This window comes from Acinetobacter sp. ANC 4654, assembly GCF_002135425.1.
GTDB classification, from domain to species: domain Bacteria; phylum Pseudomonadota; class Gammaproteobacteria; order Pseudomonadales; family Moraxellaceae; genus Acinetobacter; species Acinetobacter kyonggiensis.
Window position 1 is genome coordinate 172,276 of sequence record NZ_NEGL01000007.1, and the last position, 19,076, is coordinate 191,351.

General features: G+C 38.4%; 16 protein-coding genes. 9 read left to right on the plus strand and 7 right to left on the minus strand.

Annotated elements, in window-relative coordinates; all coding sequences use genetic code 11:
* Positions 1-31: 31 nt before the first annotated feature.
* Positions 32-697 (minus strand): hypothetical protein, encoded by a 666-nt coding sequence (locus B9T24_RS12440; protein ID WP_086166064.1) that lies wholly within the window; start codon positions 695-697, stop codon positions 32-34.
* A 156-nt stretch (positions 698-853) separates the two neighbouring features.
* Here B9T24_RS12440 and B9T24_RS12445 point away from each other — a divergent pair, with 156 nt between their 5' ends.
* The 6 genes from B9T24_RS12445 to B9T24_RS12470 all read left to right on the plus strand — a co-directional run bounded on the left by B9T24_RS12445 (position 854) and on the right by B9T24_RS12470 (position 8,738).
* Positions 854-2,350, plus strand: coding sequence for a TolC family protein (locus B9T24_RS12445; RefSeq protein ID WP_228145715.1), 1,497 nt, complete (start codon positions 854-856; stop codon positions 2,348-2,350).
* Between the two features lie 18 nt (positions 2,351-2,368).
* A complete protein-coding gene (locus tag B9T24_RS12450; RefSeq protein ID WP_143223749.1) occupies positions 2,369-3,556 on the plus strand; it encodes an HlyD family secretion protein in 1,188 nt (395 codons plus the stop codon).
* Entirely contained in the window at positions 3,556-4,686 is a 1,131-nt protein-coding gene (locus B9T24_RS12455; RefSeq protein ID WP_086166065.1) for an ABC transporter permease, read from the plus strand. Before B9T24_RS12450 ends, B9T24_RS12455 begins: the two co-directional genes overlap by 1 nt.
* 8 nt (positions 4,687-4,694) lie before the next feature.
* Positions 4,695-5,792: an ABC transporter permease gene (locus tag B9T24_RS12460; RefSeq protein WP_086166117.1), complete on the plus strand. Its 1,098-nt coding sequence runs from the start codon at positions 4,695-4,697 to the stop codon at positions 5,790-5,792.
* 270 nt (positions 5,793-6,062) lie between these two features.
* Positions 6,063-7,382, plus strand: a complete 1,320-nt coding sequence (gene gltP, locus B9T24_RS12465; RefSeq protein WP_086166066.1) for a glutamate/aspartate:proton symporter GltP — start codon at positions 6,063-6,065, stop codon at positions 7,380-7,382.
* A 189-nt stretch (positions 7,383-7,571) separates the two neighbouring features.
* Positions 7,572-8,738 carry a type I restriction endonuclease gene (locus B9T24_RS12470; RefSeq protein WP_086166067.1) on the plus strand — a complete coding sequence of 389 codons (1,167 nt, stop codon included), beginning with the start codon at positions 7,572-7,574 and terminating at the stop codon, positions 8,736-8,738.
* An 81-nt stretch (positions 8,739-8,819) separates the two neighbouring features.
* On the opposite strand, the gene gyrA is transcribed toward B9T24_RS12470, so the two are convergent.
* The 5 genes from gyrA to B9T24_RS12495 form a co-directional block, all read right to left on the minus strand.
* Positions 8,820-11,828 carry a DNA gyrase subunit A gene (gene gyrA / locus B9T24_RS12475; RefSeq protein ID WP_086166068.1) on the minus strand — a complete coding sequence of 1,003 codons (3,009 nt, stop codon included), beginning with the start codon at positions 11,826-11,828 and terminating at the stop codon, positions 8,820-8,822.
* Positions 11,829-12,131: 303 nt separating this feature from the next.
* On the minus strand, positions 12,132-12,647 hold the full coding sequence (locus B9T24_RS12480; protein WP_086166069.1) for a DinB family protein: 516 nt from the start codon (positions 12,645-12,647) through the stop codon (positions 12,132-12,134).
* Between the two features lie 87 nt (positions 12,648-12,734).
* On the minus strand, positions 12,735-13,667 hold the full coding sequence (locus B9T24_RS12485; RefSeq protein ID WP_086166070.1) for an FAD-binding protein: 933 nt from the start codon (positions 13,665-13,667) through the stop codon (positions 12,735-12,737).
* A gap of 17 nt (positions 13,668-13,684) precedes the next feature.
* Positions 13,685-14,434, minus strand: coding sequence for an electron transfer flavoprotein subunit beta/FixA family protein (locus B9T24_RS12490; RefSeq protein WP_086166071.1), 750 nt, complete (start codon positions 14,432-14,434; stop codon positions 13,685-13,687).
* Between the two features lie 513 nt (positions 14,435-14,947).
* A complete protein-coding gene (locus B9T24_RS12495) occupies positions 14,948-15,553 on the minus strand; it encodes a LysE family translocator (protein WP_086166072.1) in 606 nt (201 codons plus the stop codon).
* Positions 15,554-15,668: 115 nt separating this feature from the next.
* Between B9T24_RS12495 and B9T24_RS12500 the strand changes: the two genes are divergently transcribed.
* The gene (locus B9T24_RS12500; RefSeq protein ID WP_074947442.1) at positions 15,669-16,163 is read left to right on the plus strand and encodes an Lrp/AsnC family transcriptional regulator; all 495 of its coding nucleotides are present in this window, start codon (positions 15,669-15,671) and stop codon (positions 16,161-16,163) included.
* A gap of 6 nt (positions 16,164-16,169) precedes the next feature.
* Positions 16,170-16,781, plus strand: coding sequence for a GNAT family N-acetyltransferase (locus B9T24_RS12505; RefSeq protein ID WP_086166073.1), 612 nt, complete (start codon positions 16,170-16,172; stop codon positions 16,779-16,781).
* Here the strand turns inward: B9T24_RS12505 and B9T24_RS12510 are convergent.
* The gene (locus B9T24_RS12510) at positions 16,708-17,076 is read right to left on the minus strand and encodes a hypothetical protein (RefSeq protein ID WP_416224362.1); all 369 of its coding nucleotides are present in this window, start codon (positions 17,074-17,076) and stop codon (positions 16,708-16,710) included. The two genes, B9T24_RS12505 and B9T24_RS12510, sit on opposite strands and share 74 nt — an antisense overlap.
* Before the next feature lie 446 nt (positions 17,077-17,522).
* Here B9T24_RS12510 and B9T24_RS12515 point away from each other — a divergent pair, with 446 nt between their 5' ends.
* Complete coding sequence (locus B9T24_RS12515; RefSeq protein ID WP_086166075.1) at positions 17,523-19,058, plus strand: FAD-dependent oxidoreductase; 1,536 nt, start codon at positions 17,523-17,525, stop codon at positions 19,056-19,058.
* The last annotated feature ends 18 nt before the right edge of the window (positions 19,059-19,076 follow it).

Below are 19,076 nucleotides of genomic sequence, written 5' to 3' on the forward strand. Positions count from 1 at the left end.
TCAATGCTGTCGGACATTTAAAGTCAAAAATTCAATAAAGATCTGACCGCTTAACAGGTTTAATAATTTCAATGAACGGCTCGCCAGCAAGTAAATAACTCACTATGCGTAAAATTAAAGCAGGAATAACCACAATTGCATGAATTAAAATTGCCGCACTTAAATACACCGCAAATTCAATCCAACGCAGCCAATGCAAAAAAACCTTCGATTTATGTGCAAGTTTAAATTGCACTAGCTCGCGTATCGTGATCTCGTCAGCATGCGAATCTAACCATATTCGGGTTGTTAAATCGTAGTTATTTGAACTTTTTAAACCCAACTTATATGCTTGTAACATGCGTTTAGGCTCTAAAAAAAATCCTGTAGACAGTGCTATTAAATTCATGATGCCCAATATAGGGTGGCTAAACATTGATCCTGTTCCAAGCTCCCATGCACTGACTTCCCCTTCACCAATACGCCCTACGGTATAACCTGTTAAGATATGATGAATATCATGGTATTTTAAATACTTATGACGTACACCGATGTTTGGCATAGGGACAATTAAACAACCGGTATACACGCCTACGGTTAAAGGCTCACGATCACCAACAATTGGCCCAAAACCATTCTTCTGATAAAAAAGATCGATGGCTTGATTGAGCGTACATTCATCTGGAAATTTATTCGGCTGTTTAACTTGTAAATTCATCTTATATTTATTTAAATGTATGAGATTAGCTACAATATAATCAATAAATTTATGTTTTTCACGCTTGATTCATCTCGCACAAGGCAGTCACTGATATCAAAACACATCATTAAATGATGCTTTATAATTAAAATTACGATGTGGAGAGTCTATTCGATGTTACAGCGTTCACCGCCCTTTTTAGGTTTTAAGCGAGATATCTTGATTAAAAAACCGCTTGTACAAATTTTAATTTTTTCGTCTTCCATCTTGTCAAGTTCAATCAGTCTTGCTCAAAGCATCAGTTATGCGCAAGCGGAACAATCTGTACTAACCGATTCATATAGCACACAAGCCAATCAGGCCTTACAACAGGCGGCAAAATTAGAAGCAGAAGCAGTCAAAGGTTTAGGTCTACCGCGTGTCGATTTAAATGTCAGGGCTTATGCCTTTCATAATGAAGTCGATATTCCTTTAGATTCATTTAAAAACAATTTGGAACAAACCTTATCTCAAGGAATTACTGACCGAATTAATCAAGAAAACCTGCCACCTAATATTTCTGATCCTTTAAAAGAAGGTATCAATCAAACCATTCATAGTGGTGTTGGTCTATTTCCAGATTCTGCCAATGTGATTTTAGAAGACCAAGTTGTGCGTCCAACGGTGTCGATCCTGATGCCGCTTTATACTGGTGGTTTAACTTCTAGCGCCAAAGAAGTAGCGAATATTAAAGCCGAACGTAGTCAACTCAGCAGTAAACAACAACAAGATGTACAACGCTTTGAACTGATTCAAGCCTATTTTAATGTGCAACTGCAAAAGCAATTATTGGGTTCAAGCCATTCCAATTTGAATGCCATGCAAACACACTATAGCAATGCTCTCAAACTGGAAAATCAGGGCTTTATTAGCAAAGGTCAACGGATGCAATTTGAAGTGGCAAAAAATAATGCGCAACGTCTGGAGCAAAATACTGAAGCCAATCTCAGATCGAGCTTATTTCAACTGAATAATCTTTTACAAAGCAGCCAAATTACTGAGCTGAGCACCCCGTTATTTGTCAATTCTACGCAAAGCCAATCTTTAAATGGTTTACTCAAAACCTATCAAGATCAATCTTCCCTCATTCGTAAAATGCAGATGGATACACAACTGGCCAATGCCAATGTAAAAGTGCAAAGTGCGGCAAAAAAACCCAATCTTTTTGCCTTTGGCGAGTACAGTCTAGATGACAAGCAAAACTGGATTGTCGGTGTGGTCGCTCGCTATAATTTATTTTCAGGGGTCGATAAAAACAAAAATATTCAAGCCGCTGAATTACAACGCTATGCCTCTGAATTAATCACAGAACGTACCAAACAGGAAATTGAGAATATTATTTACATCTCCTATAGTGAAGTGACGACGGCACAACAAAGTCATCAACTTTTACAACAAAATATGCAAGCAGCGCAAGAAAATTTGCGTATTCAAACCCTGTCTTTTAAAGAAGATATGGGTACAGCTACACAAGTGATTGATGCACAAAATGCCTTAACTGGCTTAAAAAGTGAAATGGCACTGAATGCTTATAAATATGTCATGTCATTGGCAACATTATTGCAAAGTCACGGCTCGATTGACCAATTTCAAAGTTATATCAATCAAACTCAAACTTACCACCTTCGTTAATTTTTGATGGGGAATAAAATGAATCAAGATCAAAGCAAGTCTGATCAAGATGTAGAAAACACCTCATCGGAAGGAAACTCTACAGCGACATCAACGCAAAATAGCAAAACAGACAAGCAAGAAATACCCATTGAACAACAAACAGATGCAGAAACGGAAGCCAAAAATCAGCAGAAGGCTCAAACCCAAACAGCAACAGATTCAAACAGCGAACCGAAAAAATCAGCAGCTATAAAGGCAATTGGTTTAATGCTGCTTATTTTACTTTTAGGCTTAATTGCGTTTGGTTTATGGAAAAGCTATCAACCCAAAGAAATTGAATTACAAGGGCGAGTTGAAGCCGACACCATTCATGTCAGTACGAAAGTACCCAGTCGTATTGAGGAAATTTATGTGCATGATGGACAAAAAGTCAGCAAAGATCAGGAATTGATCCGTTTATTTAGCCCTGAGGTCGATGCAAAAAAACAGCAAGCTTTAGCCGCTTTACAATCTGCCCTAGCACTGCAATCGACTGCTGAACGAGGCTCACAACAGGAAAATATTGATACGCTCTATGCCAATTGGCAAAGTTTAAAAGCACAACAAGCCTTAGCTCAAACCACTTATCAACGTGGTGCAAACTTGTTTAAAGAAGGCGTAATTTCCCGCCAACGACGCGATGAAATGCAGGCCGCAGCATTATCTGCAAGTCAACTCACGGAAGCAGCGTATCAACAATATGCACGCGCCAAACGTGGTAGTACACCACAACAACTATCTTCTGCCGATGCGCAAGTTCAAATTGCTCAGGCAGCGGTAGCCGAAGCCAATGCTTTAGCAGCGGAAACCAAACTGCGCTCTCCTATCGACGGCACAGTCTCCAAAACCTACGGCAAAGTCTCGGAACTGGTGGCTATGGGGGTGCCTGTAGTCAGTATTATTCAAGATGATGATTTATGGGTAAGCGTAAATGTACGTGAAGACTTATATGCACAAATTTATAAAGCCAAAAGCATGGATGGTTTTATTCCTGCGCTGAACCAAACAGCAACTTTTAAAATTAAAACGATTGATGCTGAAGGTGAATTTGCCACCATTAAAACCACGCGCCAGACAGGAGGCTATGACATTCGCAGCTTTAAAATTCATTTGGCACCTGTGCATCCAATCACAGATTTAAAAGTCGGTATGAGCGTTCTGTTTAAAATTAAAGAGACTCAATAATGTGGTCGGGCATGCTGCGCGAACTGCGCTATTTACTGACACATAAATGGGACTTGTGCTTAGTCACACTTACCCCTTTATTTATTATTGTGTTGTTTTCCAGCATGTTCTATCAGGGCAAGCCTGAGCATTTGCCGATTGCCATTATTGACCAAGACCAAAGCGAACTGAGTCGAAATATTGAAAAATATGTCAGTCATAATTCAACTTTAAAAATTGCACTGATTTCACAAAGCCCCGATGAAGTAGAAAAGCTGCTGAATCAAACTCAAATTTGGGGCTATATTTCTATTCCTGCCGGTGCGGAACAGAGACTGGTTCAAGCTCAAGATGCTGAAATCAGCATTGCTTTTAACCAAAGTTATTTTAGTGTGGGCAATGCGATTTCATCTGCGATGTTATTGAGTACCCTAGAAGCGACCATTGATTTCACTCGGCAAAACTATTTAGCCAATAGCCTTCCTTATTTGGATATTCCAACGCCCAATGTCAAAATCTCGCCTTTATATAATCCAAGTTTAAGTTATGAGTTTTACTTAGAACCCTTTATGATTCCTGCAATTCTGCATTTATTATTGTGTTGTTGTGTGGCTTTTGCAGTAGGACAAGAGCTGAAATTTAACACCACGGGACAATGGTTAAATCAGCACAGTATTGTTAGTGCCTTATTGTCTAAAGTTTTAGTCTATGTGCTTATTTTTACTGCTTGGACTTGGGCTTGGATGTTCTGGCTCATTGAAATTCGTGGTTGGTTTGTTGCAGGCAATGTATGGATGATCTTAATTGGACAATTTTTCTTTTACAGCGCTTATGCCTTGATTAGCAGCGCTGTTGTATTGGCAACTCGCGACTTAGCTAAATCGTACGGTTTTATTGCCGTTTATGGTGGCTCCTCTTTAAGTTTTGCTGGGGTCACTTTACCTTTAAATAATGCCCCTCTGTTTACGCAATTTTGGGCCAATATTCTTCCTTATACTCCATATGCAAAATTGCAGACCGAACAATGGGTAATCGGTAGTCCAATCTCCGCGTCACTTTTACCCCTTGCAGTTTTGACAGTTTATTGTCTATTTTATTTTGCAATAGCGTATTTCTTTCTTAAAAAGTATGTAAAGGGAGTTCACTCATGAAAACGAGCATGAAAGAATTCCTTCATTTTTACTTCAAAACTTTTAAAGATATTGCCCGTAATAGCTCAATCTTTACCACCTTGGTTTTATCAGTATTTTTATATAGCTTTTTCTACCCCACGGCCTATAAAGCCCAGCATGCAGAATCTTTGCCTATTGTGATTGTGGATGAAGAACAAAGCATACTGACTTCCAACATTATTACTGAAGTTTCAAAAAGCCCGAATGTAAAAATTAAAGCTGTCACAGGAAATTTTGCTGAAGCACAAATGATGATTAAAACCCAGCAAGCTGACGGTATTTTATTGTTGCCTGACAATTTATCCAATAGTGTCCATCGTGGTGAGGTTGGTGGTGTTGGTTTATATTTAAGTGCTGCTTATTTTCTCAAGACCAAACAAATTGGCTTAGGCTTAGCCAGCTCGATTGAACAAGTAATTGCTGAACAAGCCGAAAAATTTGGCCATATTTCACATTTCAGCCCTGCTCTTTCGATTCATCAAGTCCCTTTATTTAATACGCTATCTGGTTATGGCAGTTATGTTTTCCCTGCAATTGCCCCATTAATTATTCATCAAACCATTGTTTTAGGCTTAAGTATGCTCATTGCAGGCTATAGGCAATCCAATTGGCAACCTAAAAAAACTGAATTTTTCGGACTATTCTGCGCCATTTCAACCATTGGTTGCTTAGGCTGTTTTTATTTATTCGGTTTTACTTTCTGGCTTTATGATTATCCACATGGTGGAAATTTTTGGGGCATGCTTTTGGCGGTGCCGATCTTTATCAGTTGCGTGATTGCGCTAACAATGGTCATTGCTTCATTTTTTGATATGCCAGAACGCGCAGGACACGTCATTGTGTTTACTTCCATTCCACTCTTTTTACTTTCAGGCACAGCATGGTCACATGCAGCCATGCCCGAATGGATGCAATTCCTAGGTAAAGCACTTCCGTCCACCCAAGGCATTCAAATGTTTATTCAACTCAACCAAATGGGTGTACCAACGGATCTGGTCATTCCAAAAATGATTTATTTGGCAACTGTTGGGGCTATATTATTGGTTTTAGGATATTTCCGATTGACACAAAACAATAAAAAATAATGTTCTAATGAGAGACATCATAATATTAATAAATAAAACTTAACAAATAGATCGGATATTCAACGAAAACTGGAATATTTTTGATCAATTGAACAAGTATTGCATAGAAAACGTTAGATTCTATGCATTTATCAATGCAGAATAGCGTTTTTTCGGTACTCCCAGAATATATTTATTATTCACTCCCATGCTCCCATTAACGTGTCGTTATGAAGTCGACAGTTTTATTGCAGCTTTTTTTCACTAAATATCTGATTTTAAGGGATTAACATGAAGAAAATTAAGATTAGCCTTGCATGGCAAATCGTAATTGCACTCATTTTAGGTGTGCTTGTAGGCTCTTTTTTACACTACTCTCCCGAATACCGTGAAGTTTTAATTAATAATTTACTTAGCCCATTGGGTGCAATTTTTATTAATTTAATTAAGATGATCGTTATTCCACTTGTTGTTTCAATGCTGATTTTAGGTATTGCCAATACAAGTCACGGTCAAAATTTAGGTAAACTTGGTTTCAAAACCATTGTTTATTTTGAAGTCATTACAACCATTGCCATTATTGTTGGTCTTGTTGCTGCCAATGTATTCCAGCCGGGTGCTGGCATTGATATGTCGAGTTTAACGCAAACCGATATCTCTAAATACCAAGCAACAACACAGGAAGTGAGTAGCCATGCTCACGGTCTGGTTAATACCATTTTATCTTTAATTCCTTCCAATATTTTTGGCGCACTGACCGATGGGCACATGTTGCCGATCATCTTCTTCTCAGTGATCTTTGGTGTTGGTTTAGGATCGTTAGCTAAAGAAACCAAACAGCCTCTAATTAATGTGTTACAGGCAATTTCTGAAACCATGTTCAAAGTTACGCATATGATCATGCTTTTTGCACCTTTCGGTGTATTTGGTCTGATTGCGGCAACAGTTGCAAACTTTGGCTTTAGTTCTCTACTTCCATTAGTGAAGTTAGCACTTTTAGTGTATGGCGCTATTTTCTTCTTCACCTTTATCATTTTGGGTGCAGTTGCTAAATTCTGTGGTTTCAGCATTTGGGCACTTATTAAAATTTTAAAAGATGAACTGATTCTGGCGTATTCAACTGCGAGTTCAGAAACCGTTTTACCGCGTATTATGGAAAAGATGGAAGCCTATGGTGCTCCAAAATCTATTACCAGTTTTGTGATTCCAATTGGTTATTCATTTAACTTAGATGGCTCTACGCTTTATCAAAGTATTGCAGCTATTTTTATTGCACAGCTTTATGGTATTGATTTAAGCCTGACTCAACAGATTATTTTAGTGTTAACTTTAATGATTACGTCTAAAGGTATTGCTGGTGTTCCGGGCGTGTCTTTTGTGGTGTTGTTAGCAACATTGGGTAGTGTGGGTATTCCGCTTGAAGGTCTTGCATTTATTGCAGGTATTGACCGTATTTTAGATATGGCACGTACTGCATTGAATGTCATTGGTAACTCGTTGGCTGTTCTTGTAATTAGTAAATGGGAAGGTCAATTCGATACTGAAAAACAAAAGAATTATGCTGTTGTAATGCAAAAAAATCATGAAATTAAAATGCAGGATGCTGCGTAATTCATGAAATTAAAAAAGGAAGCTTCCGCTTCCTTTTTTTATGCGCTGAACTTAGTAAAATTTTTACTGAGGTTTAAAATAAGTCTATTTTTCAAACAATCTCACTTATCATTTTAATAATTGAAAAATAAAGAAAACAAGTGAATACTGATCAAATCATAATCAACAACAACTCAAAATAGGAAAGATATGAATAATTTTATCAATAAACTTCAAAGCCATATTGAACACGTTAAACGTGTTGGGGAACACTGCACCACTGAGGAAACAACAAAACAAGCTTTAATTTTACCACTCTTAGACATTCTAGGTTTTAACCCTTACGACCCAACCAAAGTATTAGCAGAATTTGCTGCTGACTTTCCAGGGGTCAAAGCCACAGAAAGAGTTGATTATGCTTTATATTGCAATGGGCAACCTGTTATGTTCATTGAAGCAAAACCTTATAATGCAAATCTGACCAATCATGCCCCACAATTATCCCGTTATTTTAATAGCAGTCTTGGCGTTACAATCGGAGCAATTACCAATGGTAAAGAATGGCGTTTCTTTACTGATTTAATCAATACCAATGTAATGGATGAAAAACCATTTCTTACAGTGGATTTTATGAAACATAAAGCTGAAGAACTGGTGCAATTAGCCGAATTTAAACATGATAATTTCCATGTCGAAAAATTACGTTTTTTTGCTGAAGAAAATCAATATATCCAGCAGTTTAAAACAGTAATAAAGAAAAGTATTAATGAAATTGATTTAGACTTTGTTCGTTATGTTGCACAACAAGCACATATTCAGCGTCAATTAAATACGAAATTTCTGGAAACCATACAACCTTTTGTAAAACAAGCAGTCGAACAAGCTATTAGCGATACCGTTGTTAAAGGACTATCTTCACCTACGATTATTACTGCACAACCCATAGAACCTCAACCAACTAAAATTGAACAACCAATAATAGACCATCAACCTGTTGATATTATTCACCCAGACAATGAAAAAATTGTGACGACGAAAGATGAACAGGATCTTTACCGTATTGTTAGTGAATTATTCCCTGAAGCAGAATTAACAGCTAAAGATACTGAAAGTTATTATTCCATTCTTTTTCAAAACAAAAATAATCGTTGGTTATTTAGATACGATGTAAATCGTAAACGCCCAACGATTCAATTTGCAGTTCCAATTGATGATCAACGAAAACTTGAATTATTTCGTGCAGGACTCGAAGTACAAACAAATGGACAAGTATTTTTAGATAAACCTGAACACATTTATCGTGCAGTTGGAATTCTTAAAGATTGTTTAGAACATTGTAGTAATGATGAGAATTTTAAACGAGTATTAAATGCATAATGAATAACAAAATACTCTGATTTAATTTTTATCTAAAATATAAAAAGGACGCTTACGCGTCCTTTTTATCACCGCCAAAACTTACTCTTCTTCAGACTCATTTAAATCTGATTCATTACCAGATTCATCAGCAATCATTTCATCATCAATTAAAATTTCAGAATCAATCAAAGCTTCAGAAGTTACGACTTCCTCACCTTCAACAGCTGCTACAAATTCTTCTTCTTCAACTGCTTCGACAGTAACAACACCCACAAGCACTTCATCTTGACCTAAACGGATCAAACGAACACCTTGCGCATTACGACCAGTTTGTGCAACTTCAGAAGCACGAGTACGCACTAAAGTACCGCCATCAGAAATCAACATCAACTCTTTAGATGCATCAATCGCAACTGCACCGACAAGCTCACCATTACGTTCTGAAGTCTTAAGTGCAATAACACCCTTACCACCACGTTTTTTGGTTGGGAAGTCGCCGACTGGAGTACGTTTACCGTAACCATGTTCAGAAGCACACAGTACTTCACCTGTTTCAGGTACTACGACCAACGATACAATACGGCTGACTAAAACTGAATCCGAAGCATCTTCATCATCAGACTCTACATCAGTATCTTCGGTATCTTCAACTTGTGCTGCACCAATCGTGACACGCATACCGCGTACACCTTTGGCAGAACGGCCCATTGAACGTACATCCGTTTCAGCAAAACGAATCGCCTTACCTTCATTAGAGAACAACATAATTTGCTGCTCACCATCGGTAATCGCGACACCAATTAAGGTATCTTCTTCGTTTAACTCAATCGCACGTAAACCATTTGAACGAACATTACTAAATTGTTCAAGCTCAACGCGTTTAATCGTACCGAACTCAGTCGCCATAAAGACATAGAAGTTTTTACGTACGCTTTCAGCTTGCTGGGCAAAGTCAGCAATGATGTCATCATCCAGATCAGTACCCGAAAGTTCTACACCCAACTGTTTCAATTGAACACGTAATGCATCAGATAAATCATCTGCACCATCTTCAAGTTCAGCTAAAGCCGCTTCAAGTTCAACAAAATGACCATTAATCACTTCATTTTCTTGTAGTTTAGCTTTATTGGCTTTTACAAATGCTTGGAAAGCAACCAAACGATCTTTAAATTTCTTCGGTGCATCAATCACAGGTAAAATTGCTGTAATGGTCTCATTGGCATCTAGAGGCAGTAAGTTCACCATTGGGCGACCTTTTGCACCGCGTGATGCTTGTGGCACGTCATAGACTTTCAAACGATACACTTTACCCACGTTGGTAAAGCAAAGAACCGTTGCATGGTTCGATGTCACAATCAGATGTTGAATGTAATCATCTTCTTTCATGGATGTTGCAGACTTACCACGACCGCCACGACGCTGCGCAGCATAGTCAGATAATGGTTGCGTTTTCGCATAACCTGTTTTCGAAACGGTAAGCACCATTTGTTCTTCAGGAATTAAATCTTCACGTGAGAAATCAATGCGTGACTCAACAATCGCAGTTTTACGTGCATCGCCATATTGTTGCAAAATCAATGCGAGTTCTTCACGAATCACATTCATCAACAAATTAAAGTCATTTAAAATAGCAGTGAGTTCAGCAATTTGACCCAGAATTTCAGAATATTCTGCGTGTAACTTGTCTTGTTCAAGACCCGTTAAACGGTGTAAACGTAATTCTAAAATTGCACCCACTTGCGCAGGTGAAAGACGGTAAATACCACCATCAAAACCATAAGGTTTAGACAGATCTTCACCATCAATAATTTCTGGACGTACAGAAACTGAACCTGCTTTTTCCAGTAATGCAACCACGCCACCCGCAGCCCACTCGCCGACTTGTAAACGCTCACGCGCTTCAGCTGGGTTAGCAGAACTTTTAATGGTTTCAATAATCGCATCAATATTGGCTAAAGCAACCGTTAAACCTTCCAAGATATGACCACGTTCACGTGCTTTACGTAGTTCAAACATGGTACGACGCGTCACGACTTCTTGACGGTGACGAATAAATGCCGCGATGATATCTTTTAAATTCATCAACTTCGGCTGACCATTGTCTAGGCAAACCATGTTGATGCTGAACGAATTTTCAAGCTGAGTATTTTGGAACAGGTTATTAACAATCACTTCAGCGTTTTCGCCACGCTTCAAGTCAATTGCAATACGCATACCGTCTTTATCAGACTCATCACGCAGTTCTGAAATACCTTCAAGTTTTTTCTCTTTCACCAATTCAGCAATACGTTCGATCGTTCTTGCTTTATTGACTTGATAAGGAATTTCAGTGAAGACGATGGTGATACGACCATTCTTCGGATCTTCTTCGAAGTGGTACTTACCACGAATATGTAAACGACCTTTACCTGTACGGTAGGCATCTACAATACCGGATTTACCGTAAATGATACCGCCTGTAGGGAAGTCAGGCCCTGAGATATACTGCATTAACCCTTCAATGCTGATGTTCGGGTTATCTGCATAAGCCAAACAAGCATTGACGACTTCGGTCATGTTGTGCGGCGCCATATTGGTCGCCATACCCACAGCAATACCCGTTACGCCATTGATCAATAAATTTGGAATACGGGTCGGCATGACTTGCGGTATACGCTCAGAACCGTCGTAGTTATCTTCCCATTCGACTGTATCTTTTTCTAAATCAGCCAACATTTCATGAGTCAATTTACGCATACGGACTTCGGTATAACGCATTGCTGCTGCACTATCACCATCGACAGAACCAAAGTTACCTTGACCATCGACCAATTGATAACGCAAGCTAAAATCTTGAGCCATACGTACAATGGTTTCATAAACAGCAGAATCACCATGTGGGTGATATTTACCGATCACGTCACCGACTACACGCGCAGATTTTTTATAAGCTTTGTTGTAGTCATTGCCCAATTCGTGCATAGCGAACAGCACACGACGATGAACAGGCTTTAAACCGTCTCTCACGTCTGGTAATGCACGAGATACAATAACACTCATGGCATAATCGAGATATGAGCTTTTAAGTTCATCCTCAATGGCAATCGGTCTAATTTCCGATACGCTCATGCATACTCCTTATTACAAACAGTACAGTATTGAACCGCTCGTTTTATATAATCAATCTTGCAAAAATTAACCCAAAATAAGCTGAGCTAAAGTCTAAATACAGCCGTAAATTATAGCATAAAAGGCTCACTAACAGGGAGTTTAGTAATCTGAAAAATAGTATTTTTTCACAATAAAAAGTTTATTAGAATTAACAAGTTAAAAATCTAATTTTCTACTTTTTGACGAACAGAATAAACGCTTATTTTTTAATCTAAAATAACGCCATTTCCAATAGAAAAAGTCAGCGTAAATTCAAAACCATCATTTATAGAAATGGGCATTTTCTCTTTGGAAAAAAATTAAATCCAACTCTAACGATTTACCTGTCAGTTGAAAAACCATGCTATGCATCTGTCCTCGATGATGAGTTTGATGATTAAATAGATGCGCTAATATCTCGATTAATGGTTCAGTATAAGTCTGCCCACGACGAATATAGGTGATAAGCCCATTAAATGCAGCTTCATCATATTCATTGAGAAAGCCAATTAAACGCTGATCATACCCAAACCTCGCAGGTATCAACGACATGATCTGGGGATAAAGGATCTCATCTAAGGCGTAATTGGAGGCTACTGCACCCTTAATACGTTCAAACCAGAGTAAATCGCCTACCAGTAGATGATTTGCCGTTTGCATAAGGGATTTAAAATAGGCGCCGCAATCTTGATTTAATTGTTCTTCTGTTAGCGTGGTTAAAATAGAAAATAACTTCTGGTTTGCCCACTGATTATAATGAGCTAACATGAGAAAATAGGTTTTAAAACGATAACTCATCTACAATCCACCAGTTTATTTGTTCTTATTTTTTAACATAAAAAACGCCCCTTTCGGAGCGTTTTTATTCAAACACAAGTTCAGAAATTAGATTTTAGAAACCAATTCTGGAACTACAGTGTTCAAGTCACCCACTAACCAGTAATCCGCAACTGCATTAATTGGCGCTTCTTCATCTTTGTTGATCGCAACGATCACTTTAGAATCTTTCATACCTGCCAAATGCTGAATCGCACCTGAAATACCCACAGCAATGTAGAGGTCAGGCGCAACGATTTTACCTGTTTGACCCACTTGCATGTCGTTTGGTACAAAACCAGCGTCAACCGCAGCACGTGATGCACCTTGAGCCGCACCCAGTTTGTCCGCCAATGGATCAAGTACAGTGTGATAGTTCTCACCTGAACCCACACCACGACCACCAGAAACCACAATACGTGCAGCTGTTAATTCTGGACGTTCAGATTTAACAATCTCTTCAGAAACAAACTTAGAGATGCCTGCATCTTGCACGTCGCTTACAGCTTCAACCGCAGCAGAACCGCCTGTTGTAGCGACAGGATCAAATGCCGTACCACGTACAGTTGCAACCACAATTGCTTCATCAGATTGAACTGTCGCAATCGCGTTACCTGCATAGATTGGACGTTTGAAAGTTTTAGCGCTTTCAACAGCAATGATGTCAGAGATCATGCTCACGTCTAACAGTGCAGCCGCACGTGGAAGGATGTTTTTACCAGTTGTTGTAGACGTCGCAAGGATATGTGAATAACCTTTGCCTAACTCAGCAACTAAAGCAGCTACATTTTCAGCCAATTGGTTTGCATAAGCCGCATTGTCAGCAAGTAGTACTTTGCTTACACCCGCAACTTGAGCCGCTTGCTCAGCAACAGCCTGAGCGCCTGAACCCGCAACCAATACAGTGATATCACCACCGATTTTTTGAGCTGCCGCAACAACGTTTAAAGTCGCACCGTTAAGTGTCTTATTGTCGTGCTCAGCGATAACTAAAATACTCATGATTTTATCCTTCTGTATTAGATCACTTTCGCTTCGTTTTTCAATTTTTCTACAAGCTCATCCACAGATTTCACTTGTACGCCAGCTTTACGCTCTGCTGGTGGTTCAACTTTAACTGTTTTAAGTTTAGTTGTCGCTGAAACGCCATAATCCGCAGGTGACTTCACATCAAGCGGTTTTTTACGCGCTTTCATGATGTTTGGAAGCGCAGCATAACGTGGCTCATTCAAACGTAAATCAGTGGTAATAATTGCAGGCGTATTCAATTCAACCGTTTGTAAACCACCGTCTACTTCACGCGTCACTTGAACTTTGTCACCATTTACTGTCACAACAGAAGCAAATGTACCTTGACCAGCACCCAGTAAAGCACCCAACATCTGACCGACTTGATTCGAGTCGTCATCAATCGCTTGCTTACCCAGAAGGATGAGTTCTGGTTTTTCTTGTTCTACAATGCCTTTTAAGATTTTAGCCACTTCAAGTGCACCAATCTCATCCGTCGTTTCAACCAAGATACCGCGGTCAGCACCCAGTGCCATAGAAGAACGAATTTGTTCTTGCGCTTCTTTAGGACCAATAGAAACCACAACGATTTCCGAAACAGTTCCTTTTTCTTTTAAGCGAACCGCTTCTTCCACTGCGATTTCACAGAATGGGTTGATCGACATCTTAACGTTAGTAAGGTCTACCCCACTATTGTCTGGTTTTACGCGAACTTTGACGTTGGCATCAACCACACGTTTTACAGCAACAAGAGCCTTCATGTAATCCTCGGCTGTTTTAGCAAAAGTAAAATTGAGAAAAGTTATAATAACTCTTCAGTTAAAATTTTTAGGTGCCCTATCTTGCAATGTGTATGGCATTTCGGTCAAGTCACAATTATCGAAACAGCCGTAAAAATACGTCAAATTCCTTGAACTAGGCGTTCATGTTTTTTTAATTTTTTTTTATTCATCTGAATTCCATCAATATTTAGTTAATTTTTAAGCATTGATTTTTATTATTTTTTTATTTGATTAAGCTCATCAAAGGTTCTGATTTGATCCTTATTTTGGATTATTTTTAAGTTTAATCAACTTACCCTTCTTGCACAAATGTATAAGTTATGTCCTGTCATTTAAGACAGATTGATCTCATTACTTTGCTATATTTGTCGTAAAACTGGTCACTTCTTTAAGTTAAACATGTAACAAATGACGTTTAATGTATAAATCCAACGTGACATAAAGTGCTGCATAAAAAAAGCATGCCATTTAGACATGCTTTTCATCGTAAGACTATTGAATAATGAGCCAAGTTGCAGCAAGCATTAATAAGCCGCCTGAACCACCATCAATCCATTTTTGTTTACGCTCATCAATCTGTGTATTTTGGCTAATTTTGGCAAAAATCACACTTAAACCACCGTACACCACAAAACATAAACCAATAAAGATAAAAGAAAGGATTAAGCCCTGACTGATTGTATTGCCTGTTTTGTCGATAAATTGCGGTAAAATGGCAAAGTAAATCAACATGCCTTTTGGATTTAATAAAGCAGTAAAGAAGCCTTTTTGAATCGGCTTGGCTGTATTTTTCTTTTCAATGGCTAGTTTCTGCGTGTTAAAGACAGATTTAATTAAACTCAAAGCTAAAAATAAAAGATAAGCGATCCCTAACCAGCGAATAGTTTCAAACAGAATGGGAAAGGACACAATAATCGCTGCAATACCTAAAGCCACCAAAACAGAATGGACTAAATATCCTAAACATACCCCAACGGTTGCCATCATGCCGGCTTTCACATCTTTACCCATCACTTGCGACAAGATAAATAACATATCTGGTCCAGGTGTAAAAATAAGCGGGATTACCGTTAAGGCGAAAAGTAAAAATACAGACATTTCCTTTTTCCCTTTCTATATTTTGAAAGTGGAAATAAGTATCGAATAAATGTTACGAAATAGGGTTTCAAAATATTCTATAATTAGAATTATTTTTCGAATTATATTCTAATTTATGAAACCATTATCTAAATCTATTTCAATAAAACTTGATCGTATAGATAAAAATATCATTCGTGAATTGCAAATCAATGGCCGTATGCAAAATAATGATTTGGCTCGTGAAATTGGACTATCACCGTCCTCTTGTTTACGACGGGTGAAATTACTGGAAGAATCAGGTGTCATTCAAAGCTATACCACCATTGTCGATCCGCAAAAAATTGGTTTACAACTGATTTTATTTTCACGTATTTGGTTGGTTGGGCAAGATGCTGAAACGATTGATTGCTTTATTGAGGCGATGAAAGAGCTGCCTCAAGTGATGGAGTGTTATATTATTTTAGGTGAGTCTGATGCCATGCTGAAAGTTGTGGTTCCAGATTTAGAAAGCTATCGTAAATTTCAGTCTGCACATTTAACCAAGAAAAATGGCATTACCAGTGTGAAAACGGATTTACCCAGTCAAATTATTAAACAAAGTTTTCAGCTTCCACTGGACGATCTTTAGGACATTATGTTGAATCGACAGCTTGAGACATCGCGTTTAATTTTAAGGTCATGGAAAGATTCTGATTTCAAGCCGTTTTATGCGCTAAATTCCAATGCAGAAGTAATGCGCTATTTTCCACATTGCTTAACGCAACCACAAAGTGATGCCTTGGCACAAAAGTTTCAAACCCTAATCGACATTCAAGGTTGGGGTTTTTGGGCAGTAGAGTTAAAACAAACGGGTAAGTTTATCGGTTTCATTGGTTTACATCAGCAACCTGATCAATTTACATTTTCACCCTGTACTGAAATTGGCTGGCGACTTGAGCAAAAATTTTGGGGCAAGGGTTTTGCAACCGAAGCCGCGATTGCTTGCTTAGATTTTGCTTTTGATTCACTTCATTTAAATGAAGTGGTTGCATTTACTGCACAACAAAACAGTAAATCCCAAGCCGTAATGCAACGCCTAGGAATGCAATTTCAACACTATTTTAATCATCCTGCATTAGATCATCGTAGCCCACTACAAAAACATGTGCTTTATCAAATAAATGCAGCTCAATTTAAACCAACTGGTTTTCTAAAAAATCACGATGAATATGACTTAAATCAATCAGCTCATACGCTTGAAGATTAAATATTTTCCAGATTTCTAAAAAGTCTTCTTTTAAATCAATATTAACCATCGTAATCGGACGTTTTTGCCATTGTAGATCTGAAATCCAAAGATAAGTTTCTTTACTCTCAGAATTAACCGCTTGAACCTTACCTTCGGCATTAATGCCTTGCACATGCGTATTTTCAGGTAAAGAGGGTTCGATATTTGGCAAACTAATTTCCACAAAATGTTTGACCTGTCTTAAACCATAACCTGCAAAAATTTCTTTTTGTGCTTCGGTTAATTGTGCATATTTTTGTTCAATATTTTTCATTTCCGTTACCCTCCATCTACGCATTCATCATTTTCAATTCGCTATATTATTTTTATTCTACAAAAATAAAATACGACCATCCTATAATAAAGCAACTTTTTTCACTGCACCCAACCTCAAGTCGGTTTTCTATTTTCATTTTAAAGAATATGCAGATATTGTTCCAATCTTATGAATCGCAATAAAAAACATACAAACTAACCTACATGTTTTATAACAATTGACAGTCTTGACGTCTTTTTCATCAAAACAAAAAACTCTACAATTTTGCTGTAAATATGCCTATGTGAAAGGATTATGCTAAAAAATCCTTCAAAAACTTCACAAGAAAATAAACAACAAAATAAAGCACCCTTTCAGATCAAATATTGAACAATGTTCACCTACTCACTTTAAGGAGTCACTTTTCGGGAGTCATTTTCAAGAGTCACTTTATAGGAGATAACATGAAAAATAATGTTTTGATTGTTGGTGCAGGGCCGACGGGTCTAGTACTTGCACTTTGGCTCAGTAAACAAGGAATTCCTGTCCGAATTATTGATAAAAATACAGAACCCAGTCAAAGTTCACGGGCGCTGGGGATTCATGCACGTACGCTCGAATTATATCAACAGATGGATTTGGCAGAGGAAGTGATCCAAGCCGGTTATCCCAATGTACAGCTCAACTTATGGGCATTGGGAAAAAAGCGCGGTGTTTTAAAATTAATCGAACAAGGTGAAACACTCACGCCCTATCCTTTTATTTTGATCTATCCACAAGATCAACATGAACGACTGCTGATCCGACATTTAGAAAAATTTGGGGTTTATGTTGAACGCTCCAGTGAATTGATTAGTTTCACCCACCATGCAGACCATATTTGTGCAGAAATTCGTAGTCCACAGGGTTTAGAACACTATTCTGCCCGTTTTTTGGGTGCCTGTGATGGTGGAAAGTCACCAATACGACATCTATTAGGACTGAAATTTTCTGGTGGAACGTATTCAAAACTTTTCTATGTTGCGGATGTCAACGTACAAGGAACTGCTGTCGATGGTGGTGTGCATGTTTCTTTAGATCGAGAAGATTTTGTTTTATTGTTTTCTTATGGGCAACTTGGACAAGCACGCCTGATTGGGCTAATTCGTGAGGATCGCATTCAAGCTGGGCAAAACTTAAGCTTTGATGATGTCGCCCATACCGCTATTCAAGACCTAGGTCTGACCATCCAAAAGGTCAATTGGTTCTCAACCTATCGCGTGCATCATCGTATTGTTTCAGACTATCGCATCGGCAATGTTTTTCTGGTGGGTGATGCTGCACATTTGCATAGTCCAGCAGGTGCTCAAGGAATGAATACGGGTATTGGTGATGCCATCAATCTGGCTTGGAAATTAGCCGCAGTTATCAAAAATCAAGCCTCGGAACAACTGCTAGAGAGCTATCAAATTGAACGGCGGGCATTTGCTGAAAAGCTGGTAAAAAGCACAGATCGAATTTTTAGTATAATCACCGCAGAAGGTGCTTTAGCCGCTGGAATTAGAACCAAAATTGCTCCCTATCTATTGCCTAAAATTTACAACAATGCGCCACTGAGTCACTTCATTTTCCGCATCATTTCACAGCTTGGCATCCATTATCGGCACAGTCCACTCAGCCAAGGAAAAACTGGCAAAATTCATGCAGGTGATCGTTTACCTTGGATTCAACAAGCACAAAGCAATAATTTTGAACCGCTAAAACAAATGCTTTGGCAGATTCATGTCTATGGCACAGCACGGTCAGAGCTGCAAACATGGTGCCATCAGCACAATTTGCCTTTATCCGAATTTGTTTGGGATACGAACTGCAAAAAGGTCGGTTTACTCGAAAATGCGGTTTATCTCATTCGTCCTGATACCTATATCGCCTTAATAGATCCACAAGCCAACATCGACACTTTGCAACAGTATTTCCAAAAAATACAGATGAAATATCAAGAAAAAAATAAAAGCGAATAGCAAAAATATGCTTGGATA